We start from the raw sequence: 24,329 nt of genomic DNA, 5'->3' as shown, positions 1-24,329 counted from the left end.
GAGCGACGTGCGTGAACCCGGGGTCGGATCCGCTGCCGGGGCGTCCGGCCGACCGGGCGGGAGCCCATTGCGGGTCGCCGTGCTGGGTGCCGGTGGCCGGATGGGCGTCGAGGTGTGCCGGGCGGTGGAGAGCGCCGACGGACTCGACCTGGTGGCCAGGATCGACCAGGACGACCAGCTCTCCGGCGCCGCCGACGCGGGCGCCGAGGTGGTGGTCGACTTCACCAACCCGGACGTGGTGATGGGCAACCTGCGGTGGTGCGTCGAGCAGGGCATCCACGCGGTCGTCGGCACCAGCGGCTTCACCGGACACCGACTCGACGAGGTGCGTGACTGGCTCTCCGACAAGCCAGGGCTGGGCGTGCTGATCGCGCCGAACTTCGGCATCGGGGCGGTGCTGATGATGCAGTTCGCGGCCCGGGCGGCCCGCTACTTCGAGTCGGTCGAGATCATCGAACAGCACCATCCGAAGAAGCTCGACGCACCGAGCGGTACCGCCACGCACACCGCACGGCTGATCGCGCAGGCCCGGGCCGAGGCGGGTCTCGGCGCGGTGCCGGACGCCACCACGGACGAGGTGCCGGGTGCGCGCGGCGCCGACGTCGACGGGGTACGCGTACACGCCGTCCGGGCCGTCGGTCTGGTCGCGCATCAGGAGGTGCTGTTCGGCACCGCCGGTGAGACGTTGACCATCCGACACGACTCGTACGACCGGGCGTCGTTCATGCCCGGCGTGCTGCTGGCCGTGCGGGCGGTCCCGCACCGTCCCGGGCTGACCGTCGGCATCGACACGCTGCTGGACTGAAGCGACACGGGGCCGGTCCACGGGCGGCCGGCCGCTTGTGGCGGCTCAGCCCTGCCCGGCCTCGGCGGGCTCGGGCTCGACGGCGAGCGAGACGTGCAGCCGCAGCTGCGGCACCAGCAGGTCGTCGACGTCGAGCGCCCGGGCGGCCCCGTCCGGCTCCCAGCCGGCCGCGCCGAGGAACTTCCGGGTCGCGGTGTCTCCGTCGAAGGCCCAGGCCACCGCCGTGTCGAAGCCGTCGGTGCGCCACAGGTCGACGCTGGCGGCGAGCAGCCGGCTGCCGTGTCCGCGCCGGCCCCATCTCGGCTCGACCAGCAGGTCGGTCACCGCGACGACGCCCGGGCCGAGCGCCTCGGTCGGTTCCTCCGGTGCGAGCGCCTGCTCGTCGGGGGGGCCGGATGCGGCAAATCCCACCAGATACGATTGTTCGGCCTGCTCGACGGCGACCAGGACACGGTGCCGTTCGGAGGGTGGCGCCTCGACCGCCGCACTCCACCGGCGACCGAGCCACTCCTCGTCCAGGTTGTCGAGCACGTGCTTGGGCAGCATCCTCCGGTAGGCGACCCGCCAGGTCGCGAGTTGGATGCGTGCGATCTCGCCGGCGTCTGACGGACGCGCCGGGCGGACGTACCCGAGAGCCATGAGTGAGAAGCCTACGCAGGGCAGGGAGGGCGGTAATGGCGCAGGGTGCCGGTTGGCGTACCCGGTACCAGGTGCTATTCGTGATCGCGTTGGTGGTGCTGGTCGCCGGTTTCCTCTCCGTGGCGACGGCCCGGCACGGCTTCTTCGATCTCCGGGTCTACTACGGGGCGCTGCACCACTGGGTACGCGCCGACGGCGAGATCTACGACTGGCTCAAGCCGGACAGCAAGTACGGCTTCACCTATCCGCCGTTCGCGGCGCTGGTGATGCTGCCGCTGGCGTACCTGAACTGGCCGGCGGCGATGGTGATCAGCGTCGCGCTGACCGTGCTGGCCAGCGCGCTGCTGATCTGGTGGCTGGTCGACCCGATCGTCCGGCGGACGGGCTGGACCCGGTGGTTCACCCTGGCCGTCGCGTTCTGCCTGGCGGCGGCTTTCGAGCCGATGCGCGAGACGGTCAACTTCGGCCAGGTGAACATGCTGCTGCTGTTCCTGGTCGGCGCCGACCTGCTCTGGCTGGTCGCCCCGGTGACCCCGTTCGGGCGGCGGCTGCCGCAGCGCTACCGCCGCTTCGCCGGGGTCGGGGTCGGGCTGGCCACCGCGATCAAGCTGACCCCGGGCATCTTCATCGTCTACCTGCTGGTCACCGGCCGCTGGCGGGCGGCGCTGGTGGCCAGCGGCACCGCGACCGCGGTCACCCTGCTCGCCGCCGGGGTGGCCCCGGACGCGTCCCGGGAGTTCTGGACCACCGCGCTGTGGGACACCGACCGGGTCGGTTCGCTGTCGTTCATCTCGAACCAGTCGTGGCAGGGTGTGGTCGCCCGGCTCGACCCGGACCATCCGAGCACGCTGCTCTGGCTGGTGCTGGTGGCGGCGACGGTGGGTGTCTGGATCTGGCGGGTCCGGGGCTCGGCGGCGGTCGGGGACGAGGCGACCGGGCTGGCGCTGACCGGCGTGGTGCAGAGCCTGGTCAGCCCGGTCACCTGGGTGCACCACCTGGTCTGGCTGATCCCGGCGCTGATCCTGCTGGTCGACAACGCGTACGCCGCCCCGGCCGGCAGCGGGCGGCGGCGCTGGCTGCTGCGGTTCGCGGTCTTCGCGTACCTGGTGCTGATCAGCCGGCTGGTCTGGATCTGGGAGCGCCGCTTCGACGGCCTGCTCGGCTTCCTGGGCAGCAACTTCTACGTCTGGATCAGTGTCGCGCTGCTCTTCGCGCTACCGCTCCGGGGGCCCCGGCAGCTCGCCGAGCCGGGCGGCGTAGCGGAGTTCGACAAGCCCAAGCGGCGGCCGTCCCCCCGACCGCTGCAGTTCGTAGGTCGACCGCTCACCATCCGCGACTAACCCGGCCCGTTCGTAGAACCGGCGGGCCCGCAGGTTGTCGGCGAGTACCCAGAGTCGCAGCTCGGTCCAGCCGACCGCGGTCAGCTCGGCGACGGAGGCGGCGAGCAGTCGCCGGCCGACCCCGGCGCCCCAGTGTCCGGGCCGGACGTGCAGGCCGAGGATCTCGGCGTACCGGTGGTCGAGGCGGTCCGGGTCCTGGTCGGTGCGGTACGGCCCGACGGTGGAGAAGCCGAGTACCGTTCCGTCGCCGCCCCGGGCGACCAGGGTCCGGAACGGGTGATCGGGCTCGGCGGTGCCGAGGTCCCGGCGGCGTTGCGCCCAGGCGGCGACGTTCAGCCGGGCCAGCACCTCGGACGGCATGATCTCGGCGTACCCGGCCTGCCAACTCCGGACGTGCACCTCGGCGATGGCCAGGGCGTCGTCGGGGTCTTCGGGGCTGACGGCTACCATCAGGACGGTTTTATCCGGTTTCGCGGGCCAGGTCCAGCTCCTGTGCGACGTGTCGGACCCATCGGTTAGGGTCCCGGACGATGGCCGTACCTGAATCGTTGTCGCTGTCCCAGGCCCGGCGGATCGCGCTGGCCGCCCAGGGCTTCGCCGATCCGGCGCCCGGAGCCGTGCCGAACCGTCGGCACCTGCGCCGGGTGCTCGACCGGCTCGGCCTGCTCCAGATGGACTCGGTCAACGTCCTGCAACGCGCGCACTATCTGCCGCTCTACAGCCGGCTCGGGCCCTACCCGGCCGAGCTGCTCGACCGGGCCGCCTACCGCCGTCCCCGGGACCTCTTCGAATACTGGGGGCACGAGGCTTCGCTGATCCGGGTCGACCTGCACCCGGCGCTGCGCTGGCGGATGGCCGCCGCGCACACCGACGCCTGGGGCGGGATGCGCCGGATCGCCGTCGAGCAGCCGGCCCTGGTCGCCCGGGTTCTCGACGAGGTGCGGGCCGGCGGCCCGATGACCGCCGCCGAGATCGAGCACGACGCGCCCCGGGAGACCGGCAACTGGGGCTGGAACTGGTCGGCCGTCAAACGGGCCTGCGAGTTCCTGTTCTGGGCCGGTGAGCTGACCGCCGCCTCCCGGAACAGCTCCTTCGCCCGGGTCTACGACATACCGGAGCGGGTGCTGCCGCCGGAGGTGCTGGCCGCGCCGACCCCGGAGCCGGCCGACGCCCACCGCAGGCTGGTCGGGGTCGCCGCCCGGGCGCTCGGGGTGGCGGCCGAGCCGGAGCTGCGGGACTACTTCCGGTTGCCGGTCGCGGGCGCCCGGACCGCCGTCGCCGAGCTGGTCGACGCGGGCGAGCTGCTGCCGGTCACGGTGCAGGGCTGGCGGCTCCCCGCCTACCTGCACCGGGAGGCCCGGCTGCCCCGGTGGATCCGGGCCAGCACCCTGGTCAGCCCCTTCGACCCGCTGATCTGGGAACGGTCCCGCACCGAGCGCCTCTTCGGGTTCAGCTACCGGATCGAGATCTACGTCCCGGCACCGCAGCGGGTGCACGGCTACTACGTGCTGCCGTTCCTGCTCGGGGACCGGTTCGTCGCCCGGGTCGACCTGAAGGCCGACCGCAGGGCCGGCACGCTGCTGGTGCCGGCCGCCTGGGCCGAGCCCGGCACCGATCCGGTCGAAACCGCCGGGGTGCTCGCCGCCGAGCTGCACCGACTGGCCGGCTGGCTCGGCCTCGGCGCGGTGGCGGCCCCCGCCGGGGGAGATCTCGCCGGGCCGCTCGGCGCCGCCCTCGCCGGCATGCTCGCGGTACGGTGAGACGAGCCGGCCGGCGACCGCCGGGCCGGCCGGGCGAGGTGTCGCGGCCGTGGCGAGCGATGCCGACGCCGTGCCGGACGAGATGCGCGACGACGGGTGGGGCGGGAATGACGAGCGTTGACGAGAACCGGTCCGGCGGCTCCGGCCCGAACCCGGCCGACGCCCCGACCGGCTACCCGGACTACTCGGGCTATCCGGGCTATCCGCCGCCGTACCCGGCTCCCGAGCCCGATCGGCTGACCCGGTTCGTCACCCGCATCCAGGCGCGGGCGCCGCGCTGGCTCGCCCCGGTGGCGGCGCTCGGCTGTCTGGCCAGCGCCGCCGGGTACACGCTGCTCGTCGACCCGACCCGCAGCGCGCCCGACGCGGCGCCGTCCTGCATCCTCAAGCTGACCACCGGGCTGGACTGCCCGGGCTGCGGCGGCACCCGCGCCTTCTGGTACCTCCTGCACGGCGACCTGCCGGCGGCGGCCCGGCACCACCTGCTCTTCGTCTTCGCCGTGCCGGTCCTGCTCTACCTCTACGTCGCCTGGGCCGGGCGGCAAATCTTCGGCTGGCGACTGCCGCAGCTGGAGATCACCCCAAAGGCGATCGGCATCTTCCTCGCCGCCTGGGGAGTCTTCTCGGTGCTACGCAACCTGCCGTGGGCCCCCTTCGACATGTTCTACGTCTGAGCGCGGCCCGACCCGCCGCCTGCGGCCTGCCCGGCGCTTGCGGCCGGGCCCGGCGCTTGCGGTCGGGCCGGGTCCGGGCCGGCTATGTCTGCGGGTCCCGGTGTGACGAGCCGACCCGGTGCAGCGTGCCGTCCGGGTCGACGAAGGCGAACTCCCGCAGGCCGTAGGGGGTCTCCCGGACCTCGCCCAGCCGCCCTTCGACCCCCGACTCGGCCCAGCTCGCCCGCAGCGCGTCGGCGTCGGAGACGTAGAGGTAGACGGCCGACGCCGTCCGGGCGGGGTCGTGCTCGGCCCACTCCGTGAGGTGCAGGGAGACGGGCCCGCGCTCGACGAAGCCGTACCGCTCACCGCCGTCGTACGCCCGCACGGCGAAGCCGAGCCGTCGGTAGCGGTCGAGCGCGCTGTCCAGGTCGCGTACCGGCACCACCGGGGCGACCCGGTCGAAGCTGACCTCCTCGGCCATCCGATCCTCCACGTCGTCGACTCGGTATCCGTGGTGTGCTCCGCTGTCGGGTGCGACGTCTCGGACCGTACCGCGCCCGGCTGACACGTACGCCGGTCAGCCGATCTTGTACGCCCGGATGACCGACTGCGTCACCGTGTTCCCGGCGGTGTCGGTGGCGCTGGCCCGCAGCGAGACGTACCCCGGCTCGGCCGGATGCCGCAGCACCGCCTGCCCGGCGGTCACCTCCGCCGGAGTCCAACTGCCTCCGTCGTCGTACGAGACCTCCACGCTCAGGGTCTCGTTGGCGCCGGCTCCCGACTCGGGCTGGGCCGTCACCGCCACCGGTACGGTGCCGGTCTGCCCGGCGGGGGTGCTGTTGTCGCTGTCCACCCGGGGCGAGAACCGGACCGTGGAGACCGGCAGCCGGGCCGGCACATCCCCGTCGACGTGCCCGGAGCGGAAGGTCCAGGTCACGCTGACCCGGGTGGAGAGCGTCGCCGGCCCACCCCGTTCCGCCGTCATCGTCAGCCGGTAGTCGCCGGTCTCCGGCGGAAGTTCGATCGTCGCGTTCACCCCGTCGAGATCGGCCAGCACCCTGCCGTCGCGTTCCAGCGTGATCCGACCGGTGGCGATCGACGAGAAGCCGGCCCGGCCGACGCCGTCGCCGTAGAGCGGGGCCTGGACGGTGAGGGTGTCACCGAGCCGGGTCACCCACTGGTGCTCGTACGGCGGTGCCGCCACCGTCGGCCCGAACACCCCCCGGCTCCACTGCTCCTGGTACGACTGCCCGACCCGGTACGTCATCGGCGGCGCCACCAGGCTGGTCAGGTACGCCTGCTCCGCCCCGGAACCGGTCGTCTCGTCGATGGACCGGAACCACTGCGCCCGGCCGTCGGTGTTGTAGTACTCGATCCGGGTCGACGGCAGCGGGAACGTCATCGCGTGCGCGAATCCGCCCATCACCGACTCCGGCAGCACCGCCCAGGCCAGTTTCCGGCCGCTGCTGCCAGAGGACTCGTGGCCGTGGTCGGCCCGGACCGTGGCCAGGTCGGCGGCGGTCACCTGCCGGGTGAATCCGCTGCCCATCCGCCCCTCGTCGAGCCAGCACAGCAGGTAGGCGTACGAGTGGTCGGCCGGGTCGGCCGGGGCGAAGGTGGCGGTGGTCCGGGAGACGAAGCCGGCGGTCGCCCGGTCGGGACCGACCCGGCCGGTACGCAGCCGTTCGAAGGTGCTGCCGAGGGTGCCTACCTCGACGGTGCGCCCGGCGGCCAGCACACTGGTGGCCAGTTCGGCGAAGACCTGCCGGGCTCCGCTGTTCGGCACGGTCACCGAGATCGGCCGACCGAGCCGGGCGTCGAGCACGACGTTCCGGTCGCCGCTGACGTCCAGTTCGGGCTGGGCGAGGACGCTGGTCAGATAGGTGCCGTCCAGCGGGCTGGTGATCGCGGTGAGCGCCGAGTAGCGCCCCTTCGGCACCCGGAGGGTGGCCGTGCCGTCGCCGGTGACCGGCATCGAGATCGATGCGGCTCTGTCCAGCCCGGCCAGCATGGTCAGATAGCCGGTGGTCGGCTCGCCGGCCTGGCCGAGGTGCGAGACCTTGACGTCGTAGCTCTCCACCTCGCGGTCGACCGCCAGCGGGATGGGGACACTTCCGCCGCCGCTCACGGTCGCGGTGAGGTGGCCGGTGAGCTGTCCCAGCGGGCCGCCGTCGCCGGCCGTGTCGGTGGTGACGGTCGCCTCGGCGGTGCCGCCGGCCGGCACGGTGACGCTGGTCGGCGCGACCGCGAACATCCCGGCCGGTACGGCGACGCCGTCCGGTGCGACCGCCCGGACCCCGAGTCGCAACGTCACCGGCGCGGTCCCCGCGTTGTGGTAGCTGACCGTACGTCGGACGGGGGTGTCGTCGTCGTGTGGCCAGGCCTGCCGGCCGAAGCTCAGGCTCGGCGGGTCGGCGGTGACCCGCTGGTCGAGCGCCCCGGCGACGTCCAGCCGGCCGGCGCCCTGGGCGAAGACGCTGAGTTCGGGGTGGGGCCGGGCGGCCGCCATCAGCGCGGCCTTCAGGGTGGCCGCCGACAGTTCCGGCCGCTGTTGGGCCAGGATGGCGGCGGCCCCGGCGACGTGCGGGGCGGCCATCGAGGTGCCGGACATGCTGATCCCGCTCCCCGCGGGCACGTCCGGGCCGGAGTCGATGCTCCGGGCGGCGACGATGTCCAGGCCGGGCGCGGTCAGGTCGGGCTTGATGGCGCCGTCGCCGAGCCGGGGGCCCTGGCTGGAGAAGCCGGCGAGTCCGTCGGACTTGCTGACCGCGCCCACCGCCAGCGCCGCGTCGGCGGTGGCCGGCGAGCCGACCGTACCGGTACCCGGAGTGTTGCCGGCCGCGACCACGAAGAGCGTGTCGTGCGCCTCGGTCAACTGCCCGACGGCCTGCTCTATCGGGTCCACCACCGGACTGTCCATGCCGGTCAGGCTCATGTTGACCACCCGGGCGCCGGACTCGGCCGCCCACTGCATCCCGGCGATGATCGCCGACTCGGCACAGCCGCCGGCCGCGCAGACCTTGCCGTCCAGCAGTCGGGCGCCGGGGGCGACACCCCTGAACCGGGCCGCGCCGGTACCGGCCACTGTGGAGGCGACGTGGGTACCGTGTCCGGCGGTGTCCCGGTCGTCCTCGACGCCGTCGGTGAAGTTGCGCTCCCCGGTCACCTGGCCGGCGAGGTCGGGGTGGGTTGCGTCGATGCCGGTGTCCAGCACCGCGACCGTCACCCCGCTGCCGTCGAAGCCGGCGGCCCAGGCGGCCGGGGCGCCGACCTGTGGCACGCTCTCGGCGAGCGCGGGCCGGCGCAGGCCGTCAAGCCAGACGGTGCGAACCGTCGCCACCATGGCGACCCCGTTCGGCTCGGTACCGTTCGGCTCGGTTCCGTTCGGCTCGGTACCGGCCAGCTCGGTCCAGAAGCGGGGCAGCCCGGCCCGCTCCACCGCGATGGCCTGCCCGGCGACCGAGGGGAGGTCGCGGACCAGTCGCGCGCCGGCCCCGACGAGTGCGCGTTCTCCCTGCACCCGGTCGTCGGCACCGGCATACGTGACCACCAGCGGCAACTCCGCCCGGCGGTCGTAGCCGAACTCCAGCAGGGCGGTGACGTCGAAGAGCCGCTCGTCCAGCCGCCCGCTGCGGACCAGGGCGAGGGCGTCGGTCGGAATGACGTGCAGCCGGTCGACGACTCTCCGGGTCAGGAACCCGATGCCGGTCCGGCCGGGTCCCGGCTCCACGCTCGCCCTGAGGTCGGCGGTGACGGTGACCCGGTCCCCGGTGACCAGGCTGACCGTCCGGGCACCGGTACCCGCCGACGGGTCCGCCCCCGGCGTGCCGGTCGGGGTGGCCGGCCCGGCCGGCCCGGCGTATCCGGTGAGGCCCGGCGGTCCGGCCGTCGCGGCGGAGCCGGCCGAGGGTGCCGGTACGGCGATCGCGAGCAGTAGGGCGAGACTCGTTACTCCCCGCGTAAGCCTTTTAAGTGGATCCATGGTGTGCCTCCCCTGGATACCGGTCATACCGGCACTCTCCACCTCGACCGAAACACATCGTCGGGGGCACAGCAACATAGACGTCCATAGATTGAGATGGTCGCTGGCCGGCCGGTTGTCCAGGCCGGCCCCGGCGCCGGCTATCTCAGCGGGGTGACCCTCGCGCTCGACGGCGGGCTGACGGCGTGATTCGGATCAGCCCGGCCCGTCTCGGGAGCGCGCTCGCGCTGCTCCGTCCGGTGCAGTCCATGGTCGTACCGGACAGCACCGTGCTGGCCGGGCGGCGGCCGGCGCCCGTACTGGTGGCGGCTGGTCAGCGGTGGTCCTCCGGCATGCCGAGCCGGACGCCCAGCGCGGGCGTCGCGAGCTGCCACAGCACCCCGCCGTCCACTCCGAGTACCGCGCCCAGGTCGCGTAGCTCGACCTCGGTGGGCATCCGCCGGGCGGCGAGGATCTGGGCCACGGCGGTCGCGGGCATTCCGGTCCGGACGGCCAGCTCGGTGACGGTGGTCCGGCCGAGTTCGGCGTACGCGCAGAGGTACTGGGCAAGTGCCCGGTGCAGCAGCGGCGCGGCCGGCTCGATGTGCTGGGAGAGCTGCCCGAGCGAGCCGCGTCGCCGCCGTTCGAGGGCGGCCGACAGTTCGGCGGCACGGTGAGCCGACCCGGTGCCCGGCTCTCCGAGCAGCAGCACCTGCACCGTCAGCCGGGCGCAGTCGGCCCGCAGGTCCGCGATGTCGATCGCGATGTCCCGGCCGGGGCCGCCCGTGCCGGAACCGCGCCGGTACTGCCCGCTCGGCTGGTTGGCCTCCGGCCGGGCGTCCCCGAGCGGCGCGCTGTTCGGGGTACGGCCGCGTCGCGGCGTGCCGTGCCGGCCGGGTGCGGGCCCGTTCGTCCGGCGTACCGTGCCGATCGGCGCCGGACCGGCCGCGGTCCGACCCGGCCAACGTTCGGCGAGCCGGCCAGACCGGACGTTGCTTCCCGGACCCGCGATGCCGACCGGCTCGGCGACATTGTCGGAACCGAGATTGTCGGAACCGAGATTGTCCGGGCGGAGCCTGTCGGGGACGGTCCTCGCCGACCTGGCACGGTGTACAGCCCGTCGGGCGGCGGCCCGGTGCAGGGCGGCGGCCTCGGCCCGGACTCCGTCCCGGGACGCGTGCTCCGGCAGGCAGTCGATGATCATTTCCGTCGTGGACCAGGGCGGGCCGTGCCGGTATCGGCCGGAAAGGTGCTCGGAGAGGGTCTGCCGGGTGTAGCCGACCGGCAGGATGCGGCGCGCGGCGGCGGTACGCAGGACTTCCGCCTGTCCGCCCGCCAACCCCGGCCCGGCGACGAGGTGCCGGACGTAGAGCGTGTACGCCGCCGCCTCCGGGGTGGCGCAGCGGGCGCGGATCGTGTCGTCGTCGATGCCGGGGGGTCCGGGGGGCATGTCGGTTCGTCCTTGCCGAGGAGGTGGTCGCGACAGCGGCGCTGGGTGTCGGAACCGCGGGGGTAGGGCGGCGGTGCTCTTTTCCGACAGTCGACGGACCGGCGAGAGTACCTGCGGCTGCTCGCCGGTCCACCCGGCTGGCGGGCGGACCGTGGTCCTCCGTACCACCCGGTCGGCAAGCCCGGGCCGGCGCGGAGGACCACCTCCGAAGATCACTGATCGTGGAAGGTCGATGACAGAATGCCTCATCGCGCCCGACTGTGGGGAACCGGGTTGCTGCTCCTCGGCACCGCCGTGGCGACCGCGACCGCCCGGGCCTGGCTCCGCCGCCGCCATCCGGTGCCCGGCCACCCGGTTCGGTCGGACGATCCGCCGCAGGCCGGCCGATTCCGGCACCGCCCCCGACATCGGCGCCGGTCCGCCATCTCCCGCCCGCGCCGCCAGTAACCCCACGAAGCGCCAACCGGCAGCCGCTGTACGACGCGCAGGAAAGTGCTATTTCCCGGAAGGGGTGGCTACGTCGCGTACAGAGGCCACTACTTCCCCGATATTGCGCGATCATTCCCGGTCTCCGCCCCGGATCGGGTGTGACACCGGGGGGCGGGAGGTGCCGCCGACGGTTAGGTAGACAGGGCAGGGGGTCGTCGGGGGATCGTGCGGGGGCGACTAGAGTCCGAGGAATGCCGGAGATGGTGGTCCCCCAGGTCAAGGTCATCGCGTGGACGCACTTCGAGCCACCCGAGGACGTACCGTGGTCGACCGACGCGGACGGCGGCCAGGCGCTGGCCGAGTTCGCCGGCCGGGCCTGCTACCAGTCGTGGCGCAAGCCCAACCCGGCCACCGCGACCAACGCGGGCTACCTCGCGCACATCCTGGAGAGCCAGCACCTCTCGGTGCTGGAGCACGGCACGGTGACCTTCTACTTCACCGGCGTGTCCCGCGCGTTCACCCACGAGCTGGTCCGGCACCGGCACTTCTCCTACTCCCAGCTCTCCCAGCGCTACGTGCCGGAGCGCGAGGCCGCGATGGTGGAGCCCTCGGTGATCGCCGAGGACGCCGAACTGCACAAGCGGTTCGTGGAGGCGAGCGAGGCGAGCCTGCGGGCCTACAACGATCTGCTGGAGGGGTTGGAGCGGCGCTTCGCCGACGTCGAGAACCCGACGCTGCGCCGCAAGCAGGCCCGGCAGGCTGCCCGGGCGGTGCTGCCGAACGCCACCGAGACCCGGATCGTGGTGACCGGCAACTACCGCGCCTGGCGGCATTTCGTGGCGATGCGGGCCACCGAGGGCGCCGACGTCGAGATCCGTGAGCTGGCCGTCGAGTGCCTCCGGCAGCTTCAGCGCGTCGCGCCGAACGTCTTCGGCGATTTCACCATCAGCGCCCTGCCGGACGGTACCGAGATCGCCTCCAGCCCGTACGCCCAGTTGTCCTGAACCCTTCCCCGCCGGCCGGGCGGCGGCAGTCCGATAGGTTGTTCGCATGACCCACCACCACCCTGCCAACGCCGACCGGGCGGCGCCCCGCCCGTTCGGGCGCCTGCTCACCGCGATGGTGACCCCGTTCACCCCGGACGGTTCGCTGGATCTCGACGGCGCCGCCCGCCTCGCCGGCTACCTGGTGGACGAGCAGGGCAACGACGCGCTGGTCGTGAACGGGACCACCGGCGAGTCGCCGACCACCACGGACGCGGAGAAGGAGCTGCTGATCCGCACGGTGGTCGAGGCGGTGGGCGACCGCGCCCAGGTGGTCGCCGGGGTGGGCACCAACGACACCCGGCACACCATCGAGCTGACCGGTGCCGCCGAGAAGGCCGGGGCACACGGGCTGCTGGTGGTCACGCCGTACTACAACAAGCCGCCGCAGGCCGGGCTGGTCCGGCACTTCACCGAGGTGGCCGACGCCACCGCGCTGCCGGTGATGCTCTACGACATCCCGCACCGCAGCGGCGTGCCGATCGCCACCGAGACCCTGCTGCGACTCGCCGACCACCAGCGGATCGTCGCGGTGAAGGACGCCAAGGGCGACCTGGTCGCCAGCTCGGTGGTGACCGCCCGGACCGGGCTGGCCTTCTACTCCGGCGAGGACGCGTTGGCGCTGCCCGCGCTGGCGGTCGGCGGGGTCGGCCTGGTCGGCACCTCGACGCACCTGACCGGGGCGCCCACCAAGCAGATGATCGAGGCGTACGACCGGGGGGACATCGCCGAGGCGCTGACCCTGCATCGGCGGCTGCTGCCGCTGTTCACCGGGATCTTCCGCACCCAGGGCGCCATCCTGGTCAAGGCGGCACTGGCCGCGCAGGGCCTGCCCGCCGGGCCGGTACGTCCACCGCTGGTCGAGGTCACCTCCGACGAGATGGCCCAGTTGCGGGCGGACTGCGCGGCCGCCGGGCTGGAGCTGCCATGACGGGAGTCGGGAACACCGGTGGGAAGCGGGTTCGGGGCGACGGACGGGGATGCGGAGTGCGGGCATGAGCCAGCCGGGAATTGAGCTGGAGCTGCCGCCGGAGTTGCCCGAGGGCGGGCTCCGGATCGTGCCGCTGGGCGGCCTCGGCGCCATCGGGCGGAACATGACCGTCTTCGAGTACGGCGGCAAGCTGCTGATCGTCGACTGCGGCGTACTCTTCCCCGACGTCGAGCAGCCCGGCGTCGATCTGATCCTGCCGGACTTCGCGCCGATCCTGGACCGGCTCGCCGACGTACAGGCGATCGTGCTCACGCACGGGCACGAGGACCACATCGGGGCGGTGCCGTACCTACTCGCCCACAAACCGGATATTCCCCTGGTCGGCTCGCAGTTCACCCTCGCCCTGGTCGAGGCGAAGCTGGCCGAACGGCGGATCGAGCCGTACACCCTGACGGTCCGGGAGGGTGGCCGGGAGCGGCTCGGCCCGTTCGAGTGCGAGTTCTTCGCGGTCAACCACTCGATCCCGGACGCGCTCGCGGTGGCCGTCCGGACCCCGGCCGGGCTTGTCCTGCACACCGGCGACTTCAAGATGGACCAGCTTCCGCTGGACGGCCGGATCACCGACCTGGCCGGCTTCGCCCGGCTCGGGGCGGAAGGCGTCGACCTGCTCCTCTCGGACTCGACCAACGCCGAGATCCCCGGCTTCGTCTCGTCGGAGCGGGAGATCGGGCCGGTGCTCGACTCGATCTTCGCCAAGGCGCGCGGCCGGATCATCGTCGCGTCGTTCGCCTCGCACGTGCACCGGGTGCAGCAGGTGCTGGACTCCGCCGCCGAGTACGGCCGGAAGGTCGCCTTCATCGGCCGCTCGATGGTCCGCAACATGGGCATCGCCCGCGATCTCGGGCTGCTGCGCATCGAGCCGGGCCTGGTGGTCGGGCTGGACGAGGCGACCACGCTGCCGCCGGACCAGATCGTGCTGATGTCCACCGGTTCGCAGGGCGAGCCGATGAGCGCGCTGGGCCGGATGGCCACCGGCGACCACCGGCACATCACGGTCGCCCCCGGCGACACGGTGGTGCTGGCCAGCTCGCTGGTGCCGGGCAACGAGACCTCCGTCTACCGGGTGATCAACCAGCTCTCCCGGGCCGGCGCGACCGTGATCCACAAGGATGTGGCGAAGGTGCACGTCTCCGGGCACGCCCCGGCCGGCGAGCTGCTCTACCTGCTCAACGTGGTCCGGCCGAGCAACCTGATGCCGATACACGGCGAGTGGCGGCACCTGCGCGCGCACGCCCGGCTCGGCATCGAGTCCGGGGTCGCCGCCGACCGGGTGGTGCTCTGCGAGGACGGCGACGTCGTGGACCTGGTCGAGGGGCATGCCCGGGTGGTCGGCCACATCAAGAGCAGGTACGTCTACGTCGACGGCCTCGCCGTCGGTGACGTCGGCGAGTCGCTCCTGACCGAGCGGCGCATCCTCGGCGACGGTGGGTTCATCTCGGCGACCGTGGTGGTCGACTCGGTCACCGGCAAGGTGGTCGGCGGTCCCACCGTCTCCGCAAAGGGCTTCTCGGACGACCCGGACGCGTTCAACCCGGTGATCCCGCTGATCACCGAGGCGCTCGGTCGGGCGGCGACCGAGGGGATCACCGATCCGCACCAGTTGCAGCAGATCGTCCGTCGTACCGTCGGCCGCTGGGTGAACGACGCGTACCGGCGGCGTCCGATGATCGTCCCGACCGTGGTCGAGGTTTAGGCGCTGGGGCCCTTCCTTCTACGTATCGGGGGCGTTGTCGGTTCAGCCGATCGGCTGTGAGATTGCCCATCACCGATCCGTTCATCGTCGGCCGTTCGTCGGCCGTACCTCCCCGCGGGCTGCCCGAGGGTGAAGGAGACGGTTGATGGATCGCGGACGCGCGACGCGGAGCCGGCGAGGCACGGTCAGTCGGCGGAGTACGGCACAGCGGCGGGGAATCGCGATCGGGGTGACGGTGGCGACCGTCGCCGGGCTGGCGGCGGTGACCTGGCCGGCGCTGGCCGGTGAGGACCCGCCGCGATCGGAATCGGCGCCCTCCGGCCCGGCCCGGCAGCTCGTCGACGCGCTGCGCCGGGACCTGTCCCTGACCGAGCCGCAGGCACGCGCCCGGCTCGAACGGGAGCAGTGGGCCCGTGCGACGACGCAGCGGCTGCGTACCGAACTCGGGACCGGTTACGGCGGCACCTGGCTCGCCGCCGACGGCAACCGGTTGATGGTGGCGGTGACCGACCAGGCGGCCGCCGCCCGGGTACGCGCCGCCGGGGCCGAACCGAAGCTGGTCACCCGGAACTCCCGGCAACTCGACACGGTCAAGGCGGGCCTGGACCGGATCGCCGACGACGCCACCCCGGACATCGCCGGTTGGTACGTCGACGTGTCGAACAACCGCGTCGTGGTACGCGCCCAGCCCGGTACCGAGGCCGCCGTGCGGCGGTTCGTCCGGGCCAGTGGCGCCCCGGCCGGCGTGGTCGAGGTGGTCGCCTCGGCGGAGGCACCGGTGCCGCTGATCGACGTACGGGGTGGTGACCCGTACGTGATCGACGACCGGGCCCGCTGCTCGATCGGCTTCTCCGTCGTCGGGGGATTCGTCACCGCCGGCCACTGTGGAGCACCGGGCGCCACCACCAGCAGCCCGGACGGGGTCGCCCAGGGCGTCGTCTCGGCCTCCTCGTTCCCCGGCGACGACTGGGGCGTGGTGGAGACCAACGACGACTGGGTCCCGCAGCCGGTGGTCAACGACTTCGACGGCGGCACGATCCCTGTCGCAGGTGGGCAGGAGGCGCCGGTCGGCAGCTCGATCTGCCGCTTCGGCGCCACCACGGGTGCCCGGTGTGGCACCGTCGAGGCGCTGAACGCCACGGTCGTCTACCCGGAGGGTACGGTCACCGGGCTGACCCGGACCAACGTCTGCGCCGAGCCGGGTGACTCCGGCGGCTCCTGGATCTCCGGCGACCAGGCCCAGGGGGTCACCTCGGGCGGCTCCGGCGACTGCACGGTGGGCGGCACCACCTTCTTCCAGCCGCTGACCGAGATTCTCCAGGTGAATCAGCTCACCCTGGTCACGACCGCGAACGGCCCGGCGGCACCCCCGGCCGACCCGCCGGCCGCGACCGACCCGCCGGCAGCCAGCGAGCCACCCGCGACCGACCCGCCGGCCGCGACCGAGCCGCCGAGCCCGCCGCCGGGTTCCGAGTGCGCCGGGCACAAGGTGCGGAAGGCGGCGACCCTCGGGGCGGGACACCGCCAGGTGCAGCCCGCCGGTCGCTACTTCCGGGCCGGGCATGGTCGGCAGGTCGGCTGCCTGGACGGGCCGGTCGGGGCCAACTTCGACCTGGTACTCCAGCGGTGGAGCCGGGGCGGGTGGCGTACTGTCGCAGTCTCCGCCGGGCCGACCGCGGACGAGTCGATCTCCTACCGCGGCAGTGCCGGCTTCTACCGCTACCGGGTGGAGTCCCGGCGCGGCTCCGGCCCCTACACCCTCGGCTTCTCGGTGCGTTGAGCGGGCAGGCCCGCGCTGATCAGGTCGATCTGCGCCGAACGGGCCGCGCCTGCACTGAACCGGCCGATCCTGCACTGGGCCGCCGAGTCGGGTCGAGGCGGTCGGGTGCCGGGGATGATCCGAGTGTGCCGGCCGGCGGGCTGAGTATTCGTACCCGGTCCGCCGGCCGCCCGGCTGGGTAGCCTCTGTCCGGGGGAGGCGGCAATGGGTTACCGATTGTTGATCATGCTGGTCCTGGCCTTGCACTTCGGCTTCGTGGCCTATCTGGTGCTCGGCGGGTTCCTCGCCTGGCGTTGGCCGAGGACCGTCTGGCTGCATCTCGGTGCCGCCGGCTGGGGCGTGTTGGTGATCGCCGCTCACCTGGTCTGCCCGCTGACCTATCTCGAGCACTGGGCGCGGCGTCGGGCCGGCGACCCCGACGTCGGGCAGGGTTTCATCGACCGCTACATCGAGGGCGTGTTCTACCCCGAGGGGTACGCCGCGTTCGCCCAGGCGCTGGTCGCGGCGCTGGTCCTGACCTCCTGGCTCGGCCTGTTCGAACGGCTCGGCCTGTTCGAACGGCTCGGCCTGTTCGAACGGCTCGGCCTGCTTCAGCGGCTCGGCCTGTTCCAGCGGCTCAGGGCAGCCCGGCCACCGCGGCCGCGAAGGCGGCTCCGCTGGCGAGGGTCGCGTTGACCAGTACGGCGAGCTGACCGGCGGCGACGTCGTACTCCAGGTCGGTGCTGACGTCGCCGGCCAGCGCCAGTTCCCCCGCACCGAGATCCACGACGTACGCCTTGGGCAGCGGGCGGTCGCGGTTCCAGGTGTCGCAGAACTCGTACGCCTCGGCGAGCCGGCCCGCCGGCAGCCGGCGCTCGGCCGTCACCCGGGCATGCAGGATCTCTCCCCGCTCACCCAACCGGCAGAACTCGATCAGCGCGCCGCCCCACCGGCCGCCGACCGTGCCGGTCGGACCGAGCAGGTGATGGTCCGACCGGTCCCGCAGTACGTCCACGATCGCCGCCACGGTGAGCGGGCCCACCACCGCGAAGCCGTCGTCCGGGTCCCGGCACGCCACCGGTTCGGACTCGACCCCCGCCACCGGTCCCGGCTCGGTGTCCCGCTCCGGCTCGGTCTCCGGCTCCGGCGGTAGCCGTATCCGGCCGGGTACCGGGCGTTCGGCCAGCCAGGCGGCGAGCCGGCCGGACTGGTGACCCGTCCCGTTGCGAGCGTCGAACCGGCCCGCCAGGTCCTCGGCGGTGGCGGTCAGCTCGGTGTCCAGCGCGGCGACGGTCAACTCGGCGGCGCGCCGCCCGCCGTACCCGGGGCGATGGATCGGGTGCCGTGCGAAGCCGGCCGGACCGGCCAGTCGGCAGAGCACCGCCCCGGCGGCGGCGAATTCCAGCGCGGACGCCTCGTCGCAGCGGCGGTCCAGCTCGGGTAGGTGCCGGGCGAGGATCTCCAGTCCACGGTCGTAGTGACCGGTCAGCGCGGAGAACCGCAGGTGATCGGCGAGGAACGGGAACGCGGCCCGCTCCCGCCGATGTCGCCGGTACGCGCGTACGTGTGCGTCGGCTGCCTCGTCGGGACGGCCGAGCCGCAGGTACGCCAGTTGGATGGTGGCCAGTGCCCGCTCCGGTTGGTCGGGGCAGCGCGGTGTGCCGGCGAGTACCGGCTCGACCAACTCGACCGCCTCACTCCACCGGCCCCAGCCGGTGAGCAACCTCGCCTGGTCGGCCAGTTCGCAGGCGGCGCAGCCGCTCCACTCGTCCAGGGGCGCGGCCCGCCACCGCGCCAGCCACCGCCGGGCGGTCGGCTCGGCACCGAGGTGGTCGGCGATCCGGCAGCGCAGGGCGTACGCCGGCCGGAGGCTCTGCCCGGCCGCCCGGAGCCGCCGCTCCACATCGTCGAGGGCGGCCCCGGCCCGGGCCAGTCCGATCCGGGAGGTGCCGCAGAGTGCGGCCACCGCCTCTCGGTGGTAACCGGGCAGCCGGGCGGTGTCTGTGGCGTCGAACGCCTTCGGTGCCTGGTCGACGACGTCGAGACACCACCGCACCGGTGAGAGCATCCGCCACGGTTGGACCTGCCGGTGCACCTCGACCAGTGCCAGCCGGGCCGCGAAGCCCAGCCGGACATCCCCGTCGGCGTCGGCGTACGCGACGATCCGGTCCAGTTCGGCGACCTTGGTCGCGTCGTCCGGCCGGTCCCGGGCGTCTGCCAGGGCGGCGAGCAACTCGTCGCGGGTCACGCGGACGCGGGGCGGGAGCGGGTCAACGACAGGTTCTCGCTTTCACGGGACGGGGTCGGGTTCTCGCTTCGCGGGGGTGGGGTCGGCGTACGGGTCGGAGCGACGACCGTCGGTGAGTTTACTCAGCGTCATAGCTCGGTCACGACAGCACGCGGCTGCCGGCAGGTCGAGGTGTCGCCGAGAACCGGCTCGCCGCCATGACCCGGGCCTGCGGTACCGGGAGGTCAGATCGCCGACGGCGGGGGTACCGGGAGTGTGGACGGTGTTGCCGGCTGTGATCTGCGCTGTTAGCTGCCCAGACACGACGCGCAAAAGCGGGGAATCTTCAGCGCGCGCGGCTAACGTGTGAACTTATGGCGGGCCGTGCCTCCTCTCAGGCGAACCGGCGCCGGGGCGGGTCGACGACCCGGTCCGGCGGTACTCGGGCGGGCAACACCCGGGCGCGACAGTCGGCCCGGGGCCGGGGCGCGGCCGCACGCCGACCCACCCGGCCCAGTCCGGCGGCGTACGTCGGCCGGGCGATCGGGGCGACCTGGATGGGGTTGGCGCACGGCGTCGGCTGGGTCATGCGGGCGGCCGGCCGGCAGGCGGCGACCGCCCGGGACCTCGATCCGGAGCACCGCCGGGACGGCGCCGGTCTGCTCCTGCTCGGGCTGGCGATCCTCAGCGCCGTGGCGGTCTGGTTCTCCTCGGCAGGGCCGCTGGGCGGCCGCCTCGCCGACACCATCCGACTGTTCTTCGGCGCGATCTCGATCGTGTTGCCGGTCCTGCTGCTGATCGGGTCGGTCAGGCTGATGCGTGCCCCCGCCGAGCCGGAGCACCGGGGTCGGGGACTGGTCGGCTGGACCGCGCTGATCGTCGGCACGGCGGCGCTGCTGCACATCGGACAGCAGCCGGCCGACAACGACGAGCGGGACTACGCCGGCGGTTTGATCGGGGCCGGCGTGGGTGGCCCGCTGGAGAACGCGGTCAGCGCCTGGGTCGCCGTACCGCTGCTGGTGCTGCTGCTGCTCTTCGGGCTGCTGGTGGTGACCGCGACCCCGATCAACAAGGTGCCCGAGCGGCTCGGCCTGCTCGCCGGTGCGGTGCTGGGCCGGCCGGAGTCCGAGGAGGACGCCGAGCCGGCGTCGACGCGCGGCGCGGAGGGGCGGCGGTCGCGCCGCCGCCCGTCGCCGCTGCCGGTGCCGGGGGACGAGGACGAGTCCGGCTACGAGATCGACGCTCCGGCGCACGAGACGGTGCCGCTGCCGCGCAAGCCCAAGGGCAAGGTGCCGGCCGCCCGGAAGACTTCGGAGCCGCCGGAGCACTCGCCGGCACCGACCCGGGCCGAGCAGTTGGCGATCACCGGGTTGGCCGGCGACTACACCCTGCCGCCGGCGAACCTGTTGCGCCCCGGCGGTGCGCCGAAGACCCGCAGCCGGGCCAACGACGAGGTGATAGCCGCGCTGACCGGCGTCTTCGACCAGTTCGACGTGGACGCGGCGGTGACCGGCTTCACCAGGGGGCCGACCGTGACCCGGTACGAGGTCGAACTCGGGCACGGCGTGAAGGTCGAGCGGATCACCCAGCTCTCCCGCAACATCGCGTACGCGGTCAAGTCGCCGGACGTGCGGATCCTCAGCCCGATCCCGGGCAAGAGCGCGGTCGGGGTGGAGATCCCGAACAGCGACCGGGAGGACGTGGCGCTCGGCGACGTGCTCCGGTCCCGGGCGGCGGCGAGTGACCACCACCCGATGCTGGTGGCGCTCGGCAAGGACATCGAGGGTGGCTTCGTCGTGGCCAACCTCGCGAAGATGCCGCACATCCTCATTGCCGGCGCGACCGGCGCCGGCAAGAGCTCATGCCTGAATAGTCTACTTGTGTCCATTTTGACCCGGGCCACTCCCGACGAGGTGCGGCTGTTGCTGATCGACCCGAAGCGGGTCGAGATGACCAACTACGAGGGGATCCCGCACCTGGTCACCCCGATCGTGACCAACCCGAAGAAGGCGGCGGACTCGCTGGACTGGGTGGTCCGCGAGATGGACATGCGCTACGACGACCTGGCCGCCGCCGGGGTACGCCACATCGACGACTACAACCGCAAGGTCCGGGCCGGCCAGATCAAGCCGCCGCCGGGCAGCGAGCGGGAGATCCGGCCGTACCCGTACCTGCTGGTGATCGTGGACGAGTTGGCCGACCTGATGATGGTGGCCCCGCGCGACGTGGAGGACTCGGTCGTCCGGATCACCCAGCTCGCCCGGGCCGCCGGCATCCACCTGGTGCTGGCCACCCAGCGCCCGTCGGTCGACGTGGTGACAGGTCTGATCAAGGCGAACGTGCCGTCCCGGCTCGCCTTCGCCACCTCGTCGCTGGCCGACTCCCGGGTCATCCTCGACCAGCCGGGCGCGGAGAAGCTGATCGGCCGGGGCGACGGGCTCTTCCTGCCGATGGGCGCCTCCAAGCCGGTGCGCATCCAGGGCGCCTGGGTCACCGAGCCCGAGATCAACGACATCGTCAAGTTCTGCAAGGACCAGCGGGAGCCGGAGTTCCGGCCGGACGTGCTCACTCCGGCGCAGGACACCAGGAAAAAGGTCGACGAGGACATCGGCGACGACCTCGACCTGCTGGTGCAGGCGATCGAGCTGGTGGTCACCTCGCAGTTCGGCTCGACCTCGATGCTCCAGCGGAAACTGCGGGTCGGCTTCGCCAAGGCGGGCCGGCTGATGGACCTGATGGAGACCCGGGGCATCGTCGGGCCGTCCGAGGGTTCCAAGGCCCGGGACGTACTGGTCAAGCCGGACGAGCTGGAGGAGGCGCTGGCGGCGCTCCGGCCTGACGAGTGACCGGACGGGTGCCTGGACGGGGGACCGGACGAGGGCTCGGGCGGAGCCGGGGCCGCGGACCGGCGGTTGACCTCAACCATGGTTGACGGATCAGAATCCGGTTATGACCCAGTTCATCACCGACGCCGAGGTGGCGGCCCGACTGGATCCCGAGACGGCGATCCGGGCGATCCGGGACGCGCTGCTGGCGGCGTACCGAGGCCGGCTCGTCGCCCCGCCCCGGGTGGCCGCACCGATGGCGGGTGGCCGGCTGGTACTCGGCGCCGGACAGCTCGGCGGCGAGTGGTACGGCTTCGGCTCGTACGACACCTTCGGGCATGCCGAGGGCGAGCAGGTGGTGGCCCTGCACGACGCCGCTGCCGGACGGGTCCGGGCGATCGCGGTCGGCGAGGAGATCGGATCCCGGCGTACCGGTGCGCTCGGCGGGGTGGCGGTACAGGCGCTCGCCCGGCCGGACGCGGCCACACTCGGGCTGGTCGGTGCCGGTGGGCAGGCGTGGGCACAGGTCTGGGCCATCGCGGCGGTACGCCGGCTGCGCGAGGTCACCGTCTTCTGCCGTACCCCGGCCGGGCGGGAGAAGCTCGCCGCCCGGATCCGGGCCGAACTGGGCATTCCGGCCCGAGCGGTCGCCACCGCCCCGGAGGCGGTACGCGACCGCGACGTCGTGGTGCTCGCCACCACCAGTCCCACCCCGGTGATCTCGGCCACCGACCTGAGCCCCGGCAGCCACCTCAACACCATCGGGCCGAAGCAGGTGGGTCGGGCCGAGTTCGGCTCCGACCTGCTGGACCGGGCGGATCTGCTGGTCACCGACTCGCTGGCCCAGGCCGGGGCGTACGACCCACCGATGCTCGGCACCGTCGGGACGTACGCCGGACGGTTGCGGGCGCTGGGCGCGGTGCTGGCCGGCGCGGAGCCCGGCCGGACCACGGCGGACCAGGTGACCGTCTTCTGCTCGGTCGGCCTGGCCGGCAGCGAGGTGTTCCTGCTCGACCGGCTGACCCGTGAGCCGGGCTGGACCGGCTGACCCCCCGACTGCGGGGGCAGCCGGCACTGCGCCGCCGGATCGGGCCGCCGTGCTGGCTACCGGATCGGGCTGCCGTGCCGGCTACCGGATCGGGCCGCCGGTTGGGGTGACGCGCGGTGCGGGGCAGCCACCGTGCCGAGGCGGCGCCGCTCTCCCGGTAGGCTCGGATGGTGTCTGCCGATTCCTCCTCCTCGAACGCCGGCCGCCGGGTCGCGCTGCTCACCCTCGGCTGTGCCCGTAACGAGGTCGACTCGGAGGAGTTGGCCGCCCGGCTGCACGCCGACGGCTGGCAGGTGACCACCGACGGCGAGGGCGCCGACGTGGTGCTGGTCAACACCTGCGGCTTCGTGGAGAAGGCCAAGCAGGACTCGATCCAGACGCTGCTGGCCGCCGCCGACACCGGGGCCAGGGTCGTGGCGGCGGGCTGCATGGCCGAGCGGTACGGCCGGGAGCTCGCCGAGGGCATGCCCGAGGCCGGCGCCGTGCTCAGCTTCGACGACTACCCCGACATCTCGGCCCGGCTCGACGACGTGCTGGCCGGCAAGCAGCTTCCCGCGCACGCCCCCCGGGACCGGCGCGAGCTGCTGCCGCTGACCCCGGTGGCCCGGCAGGGCGGGGCGGTCGTGCTGCCCGGGCACGGCGGGACGGGCGGCCGTCCGGCCGGCGGCACCCTGCTGGCCGACGAGCACACCCCCGCGCACCTGCGCCCGGTGCTGCGGCACCGGCTGGACTCCGGCCCGGTCGCCTCGCTGAAACTCGCCAGCGGCTGCGACCGGCGCTGCGCGTTCTGTGCCATCCCGACCTTCCGCGGCGCCTTCGTCTCGCGCACCCCCGACGACCTGCTCGCCGAGGCGGAGTGGCTGGCCCGCTCGGGGGTCCGGGAGCTGGTACTGGTCAGCGAGAACTCCACCTCCTACGGCAAGGACCTCGGTGACCCCCGGCTGCTGGAGAAGCTGCTGCCGCAGCTCGCTGCCGTCGAGGGCATCGTGCGGATCCGGGCCAGCTACCTCCAGCCGGCCGAGACCCGCCCCGGGTTGGTCGAGGTGATCGCCACCACCCCCGGGGTGGCGCCCTACTTCGACCTCTCCTTCCAACACTCCAGCGAGGCGGTGCTGCGCCGGATGCGCCGGTTCGGCTCGACCGACCGGTTCCTCGAACTACTCGCGTCGGTGCGGGAGTTCGCCCCCGACGCCGGGGCGCGGAGCAACGTGATCGTCGGCTTCCCGGGCGAGACCAGGGCGGACGTGAAGGAACTGGAGCGCTTCCTCACCGCCGCCCGGCTGGACGCGGTCGGTGTCTTCGACTACAGCGACGAGGACGGCACCGAGGCCGCCGGTCTGTCGGGCAAGGTGTCACCGTCCACGATCAAGCGACGGTACGACCGGCTCTGCGCGCTCGCCGACGAACTCTGCTCGCAGCGGGCCGAGGAGCGGCTCGGCGCGGTCGTCGAGGTGCTGGTCGACTCGGTGGACGGTGGCCTGGTGGAGGGCCGGGCGGCCCACCAGGCGCCCGAGGTGGACGGCTCGACCACCCTGGTCGCTCCGGCCGGCGGCGGGGTCGACCTGGCCGCGCTACGCCCGGGTGACCTGGTCCGGGCCAGGGTCACCGGCACCGAGGGCGTGGACCTGGTGGCTGTACCGGAGGAGATGGTCTCGGCGGCGCCGCGTGGGGCGGGGTGACCGGGATGGCAGTGACGGTCCCGT

The 24,329-nt window shown here is 73.2% G+C and carries 17 protein-coding genes and 1 pseudogene; 12 read left to right on the top strand and 6 right to left on the bottom strand.

The window, feature by feature from the left end; all coding sequences use genetic code 11:
- The first annotated feature begins 7 nt into the window (after window positions 1-7).
- Entirely contained in the window at window positions 8-805 is a 798-nt protein-coding gene (gene dapB / locus EV371_RS25165; protein WP_486484969.1) for a 4-hydroxy-tetrahydrodipicolinate reductase, read from the top strand.
- Between the two features lie 45 nt (window positions 806-850).
- Here dapB and EV371_RS25160 read toward each other — a convergent pair whose 3' ends face one another.
- The gene (locus EV371_RS25160) at window positions 851-1,444 is read right to left on the bottom strand and encodes a GNAT family N-acetyltransferase (RefSeq protein ID WP_130464234.1); all 594 of its coding nucleotides are present in this window, start codon (window positions 1,442-1,444) and stop codon (window positions 851-853) included.
- A 35-nt stretch (window positions 1,445-1,479) separates the two neighbouring features.
- Between EV371_RS25160 and EV371_RS25155 the strand changes: the two genes are divergently transcribed.
- Window positions 1,480-2,784 (top strand): glycosyltransferase 87 family protein, encoded by a 1,305-nt coding sequence (locus EV371_RS25155; RefSeq protein WP_349339125.1) that lies wholly within the window; start codon window positions 1,480-1,482, stop codon window positions 2,782-2,784.
- A 9-nt stretch (window positions 2,785-2,793) separates the two neighbouring features.
- On the opposite strand, the pseudogene EV371_RS25150 reads toward EV371_RS25155, so the two are convergent.
- Window positions 2,794-3,234, bottom strand: a pseudogene (locus tag EV371_RS25150) (GNAT family N-acetyltransferase); the annotation flags it as partial.
- A gap of 80 nt (window positions 3,235-3,314) precedes the next feature.
- Between EV371_RS25150 and EV371_RS25145 the strand changes: the two are divergent.
- Window positions 3,315-4,544: a DNA glycosylase AlkZ-like family protein gene (locus tag EV371_RS25145; RefSeq protein WP_130464232.1), complete on the top strand. Its 1,230-nt coding sequence runs from the start codon at window positions 3,315-3,317 to the stop codon at window positions 4,542-4,544.
- Between the two features lie 107 nt (window positions 4,545-4,651).
- Window positions 4,652-5,218: a DUF2752 domain-containing protein gene (locus tag EV371_RS25140; RefSeq protein ID WP_130464231.1), complete on the top strand. Its 567-nt coding sequence runs from the start codon at window positions 4,652-4,654 to the stop codon at window positions 5,216-5,218.
- 82 nt (window positions 5,219-5,300) lie between these two features.
- On the opposite strand, the gene EV371_RS25135 is transcribed toward EV371_RS25140, so the two are convergent.
- The 3 genes from EV371_RS25135 to EV371_RS25125 all read right to left on the bottom strand — a co-directional run bounded on the left by EV371_RS25135 (window position 5,301) and on the right by EV371_RS25125 (window position 10,611).
- Window positions 5,301-5,681, bottom strand: coding sequence for a VOC family protein (locus tag EV371_RS25135; protein ID WP_130464230.1), 381 nt, complete (start codon window positions 5,679-5,681; stop codon window positions 5,301-5,303).
- Between the two features lie 96 nt (window positions 5,682-5,777).
- Entirely contained in the window at window positions 5,778-9,209 is a 3,432-nt protein-coding gene (locus EV371_RS25130; RefSeq protein ID WP_486484782.1) for a S8 family serine peptidase, read from the bottom strand.
- Window positions 9,210-9,495: 286 nt separating this feature from the next.
- Entirely contained in the window at window positions 9,496-10,611 is a 1,116-nt protein-coding gene (locus tag EV371_RS25125; RefSeq protein ID WP_130464229.1) for a helix-turn-helix domain-containing protein, read from the bottom strand.
- Between the two features lie 689 nt (window positions 10,612-11,300).
- Here EV371_RS25125 and thyX point away from each other — a divergent pair.
- The 5 genes from thyX (at window position 11,301) to EV371_RS25100 (ending at window position 17,222) form a co-directional block, all read left to right on the top strand.
- On the top strand, window positions 11,301-12,044 hold the full coding sequence (gene thyX, locus EV371_RS25120; protein ID WP_130466202.1) for an FAD-dependent thymidylate synthase: 744 nt from the start codon (window positions 11,301-11,303) through the stop codon (window positions 12,042-12,044).
- Window positions 12,045-12,090: 46 nt separating this feature from the next.
- Window positions 12,091-13,014 (top strand): 4-hydroxy-tetrahydrodipicolinate synthase, encoded by a 924-nt coding sequence (gene dapA, locus EV371_RS25115; RefSeq protein ID WP_130464228.1) that lies wholly within the window; start codon window positions 12,091-12,093, stop codon window positions 13,012-13,014.
- Between the two features lie 64 nt (window positions 13,015-13,078).
- On the top strand, window positions 13,079-14,767 hold the full coding sequence (locus EV371_RS25110; RefSeq protein ID WP_130464227.1) for a ribonuclease J: 1,689 nt from the start codon (window positions 13,079-13,081) through the stop codon (window positions 14,765-14,767).
- Between the two features lie 145 nt (window positions 14,768-14,912).
- Window positions 14,913-16,547, top strand: a complete 1,635-nt coding sequence (locus EV371_RS25105; protein ID WP_130464226.1) for an alpha-lytic protease prodomain-containing protein — start codon at window positions 14,913-14,915, stop codon at window positions 16,545-16,547.
- Window positions 16,548-16,751: 204 nt separating this feature from the next.
- Window positions 16,752-17,222, top strand: coding sequence for a DUF2784 domain-containing protein (locus tag EV371_RS25100; RefSeq protein ID WP_130464225.1), 471 nt, complete (start codon window positions 16,752-16,754; stop codon window positions 17,220-17,222).
- On the opposite strand, the gene EV371_RS25095 is transcribed toward EV371_RS25100, so the two are convergent.
- Window positions 17,164-18,774 carry a type III secretion system chaperone family protein gene (locus EV371_RS25095; protein ID WP_130464224.1) on the bottom strand — a complete coding sequence of 537 codons (1,611 nt, stop codon included), beginning with the start codon at window positions 18,772-18,774 and terminating at the stop codon, window positions 17,164-17,166. The genes EV371_RS25100 and EV371_RS25095 overlap by 59 nt on opposite strands.
- Window positions 18,775-19,127: 353 nt before the next feature.
- Between EV371_RS25095 and EV371_RS25090 the strand changes: the two genes are divergently transcribed.
- From EV371_RS25090 to rimO, 3 genes are all read left to right on the top strand, one after another.
- Window positions 19,128-21,599: an FtsK/SpoIIIE family DNA translocase gene (locus EV371_RS25090; RefSeq protein ID WP_130464223.1), complete on the top strand. Its 2,472-nt coding sequence runs from the start codon at window positions 19,128-19,130 to the stop codon at window positions 21,597-21,599.
- A 103-nt stretch (window positions 21,600-21,702) separates the two neighbouring features.
- Window positions 21,703-22,626: an ornithine cyclodeaminase family protein gene (locus EV371_RS25085; protein ID WP_130464222.1), complete on the top strand. Its 924-nt coding sequence runs from the start codon at window positions 21,703-21,705 to the stop codon at window positions 22,624-22,626.
- 167 nt (window positions 22,627-22,793) lie between these two features.
- Entirely contained in the window at window positions 22,794-24,305 is a 1,512-nt protein-coding gene (rimO, locus tag EV371_RS25080; RefSeq protein ID WP_130464221.1) for a 30S ribosomal protein S12 methylthiotransferase RimO, read from the top strand.
- Window positions 24,306-24,329: the final 24 nt, after the last annotated feature.

It is taken from the genome of Plantactinospora sp. CNZ321 (assembly GCF_004217235.1).
The sequence above is the reverse complement of the archived record's forward strand: the minus strand, read 5'-3'. Positions and strand labels throughout refer to the sequence as shown.